Consider the following 3,677-nt stretch of genomic DNA (forward strand, 5'->3'; position numbering starts at 1 on the left):
TTGGGAAATCTGGGGGAGACAGCCAAACCCTACCTCAAAGACATTGCTGACATTCTCAAAGATAAAACCGTTGACCCCTCTGTTCGTTCCGGTGCAGCAGTGGCATTGGGAAATCTGGGGGAGACAGCCAAACCCTACCTCAAAGACATTGTTGCCATTCTCAAAGATAAAACCGTTGACCCCTCTGTTCGTTCCGGTGCAGCACAGGCATTGGGAAATCTGGGGGAGACAGCCAAACCCTACCTCAAAGACATTGTTGCCATTCTCAAGGATAAATCCGTTGACCCCTCTGTTCGTTCCGGTGCAGCACTGGCATTGGAAAATTTCGGGGAGACAGCCAAACCCTACCTTAAAGACATTATTGACATTCTCAAGGATAAATCCGTTGATTTCAGCGTTGGTATATATTTAGCAGAGGCATTGGGAAATTTGGGGGAGGCTGCCAAACCCTATGTCAAAGACATTGCTGATATTGTCAAGGATAAATCCTTTGACTTAAATGTTCGTAGATTTGCAGCAGAGGCATTGGGAAATCTGGGGGAGACTGCCAAACCTTATGTTAAAGACATTGCTGATATTGTCAAGGATAAATCCGTTGACTTAAGTCTTCGTTACCTTGTAGCAGAAGTATTGGGGAAGATAGAACCACTCAACCTAAATAATGTTGTGCTAACTCTGGATAGCGTCTATTATGCAGGTCAATCAGAATTTGAACAGTGGCGATTTTTGACATATTTCCTGGGTGGTGGCACTGATGAAGTTAAAACACTGCTCACATGGCTGGGTTTTCCTGACACTAAAACAATTCCTACTTCATTAACTCACGATCGCGGTGATAAAACTCTCAAAATCTTTGCTCAAGTCTGGGAACCTAGCCAAGGTTTAGCACGATTACGGGAAGACTTAGCAAAGCAAATTGCTGTAGTTGCGAGAAAAGTCTTTTGGCAACCACAAGATATTGCTATTTTAGAAACTCACTACAACAACCTCAAAAACGCCGGATACAACGAAGCTGATTCGCTGCAATCAATAATAGTTAACGTCAAAAGCTGGCAGTGGTTGTTCAACGCCAGAACTACTATTTTGATTCATGCTGCCTTTTGGCTTGTCCTCATCTTCGCTTATCCCAAATTTCCCCAAGTCCAAGCTATCTTCTTCTGGAATCCTTGGGTGAGGCGCATTCTCGGTATTGGCTACGTTGGCTTAATTCTCACTTGGGTTCCCTTTTTCCGCGAAAAGTTATTTGAACCCTTCAAGCCTTCCCTACTAGCCGATGCCGAATTAGATAAATTTAACCCTGAAGCTTACTTTCCAAACTCTAAAGTGAAAGTTCCCGGTGTAGACGAACCCGTACCAATTACCCAAGTGCTACCTAGCATCAAAGGACAAGTCATCTTGGAAGGTGATTCTGGCTTGGGTAAGTCGATGTTTCTGCGCTATTTGGTAAAAACTTCTGGGCGGCTTGTGGTTTATCTACTTGCACACAAGTGTGACAAAGGGGTAATTGAAGCAATTCAAGCCAAGCTGCACGGACAAGCACAAGATGCTGATTTTCTCAAGAATTTAATTTACAGTGGCGCATTAGATATTTGCATTGACGGACTTAATGAAGTTACCGCCGACACTAGGGCAAAAATCTGTCAGTTTGCCGAAAGCTATTTCCGGGGTAACATCATCATGACCACCCAACCCCTAGAGTGGACACCACCCTCAACAGCCAAAATATATAAATTGCTCCCCCTTGAGGAACCACAAATTCAGCAATTTCTGATTTCCCGTCAGCCACGACTGCCCAAAAATGCCAAAGTTCAAGGTACTAATTATGAGCAAGCCACTGCTAGTTTTTTAACCAAAGCCCTCAGTAATCAGCAATCACCACAAGAATTAAGCGCGATTGAGAAGGTTCTCTCTAATCCAATGGATTTAACTGTGGTAGCCTTGATGCTATCCCAAGGCGAATACCCCGATTTATTTCACTTGCAACAACATCAATATCAATTGATGGCAGCAGAATATTTGCAAGAGTGGAACCAGGAATTTCCGCTAAAAAAATTCTCCGATGCTGTCTATCAAATGCGGCTGAAGGATGAGCAAGCATTACCTGCGGATGAATTTTACCAGGTATTACAGTCTTTAGAAGACGATAAATATAAAATGGTTGTCAGCCGTCAGTGGCAAGACGAAAAAGGCGAAGCCAAGAGAGAATGGTACTTCCGCCACGATAAGATTATGGATTTCTTTTTAGTGCAAAACTTTCTCGGCGAGAGTGAGGAAGCTAAAAATCGGCTCATTGATCACATGAATGACCCCCGCTTTCGTGGTGTCTACTTTTTACTAGCAACTTTACTCCCGTTAGATGCTGCCACAGAATTGAAAGAAAAATTAGTTCAATACGCCGCTGATACCAAAGACCATACTGTGAGTGATACCTTTGTGCAATTGTTGCGGCCAAGGACGTGATATTAATTCGTAATTAATACCAATTTGAAAAAATAATACGACAAATAGACCATTTGTAGAGACGCGATTCATTGCGTCTTTACCCAAGGATGTGTTGCAATCATTAATTGAATTTGTATAACAAAGAGACTTCTAGCCTGAGGACAAATTCCTGATTTAATAAAAATCTGACTTTTCACATCATTTAAAAAAGCTAACGCTAAAGCTAATCCCTGAGCAAGCTTCCTTACTAGGGGATAGAAGCGAAGTTTTTTAGATAAGAGTGAAAAGTCAGATATTAGAATGAGTGGAAAAAGAGATTGTATCTGTCTTACCGCCAAGAATAATCAACGCTCAGTTCACCTGGAACTAAGCTTAATAAATTGGGCGGAAGGATTAATCACGACCCCAGTGGCGATCGCGTTCATAGGGACGGTTATTGTCATAAATGTTGCGAATATTATTATCGCGCTCATAACGGCGATTGTTATCGCGCTCATAGCGACGATTGTTATCGCGGTCATAGCGACGATTGTTATCGCGGTCATAACGGCGGTTATGATCGCGGTCATAGCGGCGATTGTTATCGCGCTCATAGCGACGATTGTTATCGCGCTCATAACGGCGATTGTTATCGCGGTCATAACGGCGATTGTCACGAATGTTGCGAAGGTCGTTCTGGCGGTCATAATCACCATTTTTATAATGACGATTATGACGTTCATAGTTACCATCATCGTTGCGTTGGTAGCTATTGTTATCTAACTGAGCAAGATAAGATGCTGGTGTATTAGCATCAGCTTTTGGAGAAATAGCCAAAGCTGATGCAGATGCTATCAAGCCGGCGAGCAAAATAGAGGTAAAGCGGTTCATAATGTGAGTCAATAATTATTGACAGTAAATTATGCAAGTCCAGTCTGTTATAGGAAGAGCAGATTCCACAAGTCTCTAAATCAATCCTAACAGTGTTGAATAAGTCGAAAAGTTTTCTTGAGTGCGGTGATTGAGAAAAGTTTTGTTGTCTGCGATACTTTCTGACCTTCCAAATCCCGTGAAAAGTTAAAATTAAAATAAATCTTTAAACTGGATGAATCCACCTTTTATCTCCGTTAACGAGTATTTGAACTGGATGAATCCACCTTTTATCTTCGTTAACGAGTATTTGAACTGGATGAATCCACCTTTTATCTCCGTTAACGAGTATTTGAACTGGATGAATCCACCTTTTATCTCCGTTA

Annotated in this window: 2 protein-coding genes; one reads left to right on the forward strand and one right to left on the reverse strand. The window is 42.0% G+C overall.

The annotated features are described in order from the left end of the window. The coding region (locus tag RMY27_RS33800) for a HEAT repeat domain-containing protein (RefSeq protein WP_322669168.1) at positions 1 to 2,460 on the forward strand (2,460 nt) is incomplete at its 5' end. A 375-nt stretch (positions 2,461 to 2,835) separates the two neighbouring features. Here RMY27_RS33800 and RMY27_RS33805 read toward each other — a convergent pair. Beyond that, on the reverse strand, positions 2,836 to 3,312 hold the full coding sequence (locus RMY27_RS33805; RefSeq protein ID WP_322669169.1) for a hypothetical protein: 477 nt from the start codon (positions 3,310 to 3,312) through the stop codon (positions 2,836 to 2,838). Between the last annotated feature and the right edge of the window lie 365 nt (positions 3,313 to 3,677).

Origin of the sequence: Nostoc sp. DedQUE09, assembly GCF_034530915.1 — a bacterium.
Lineage (GTDB): Bacteria > Cyanobacteriota > Cyanobacteriia > Cyanobacteriales > Nostocaceae > Nostoc.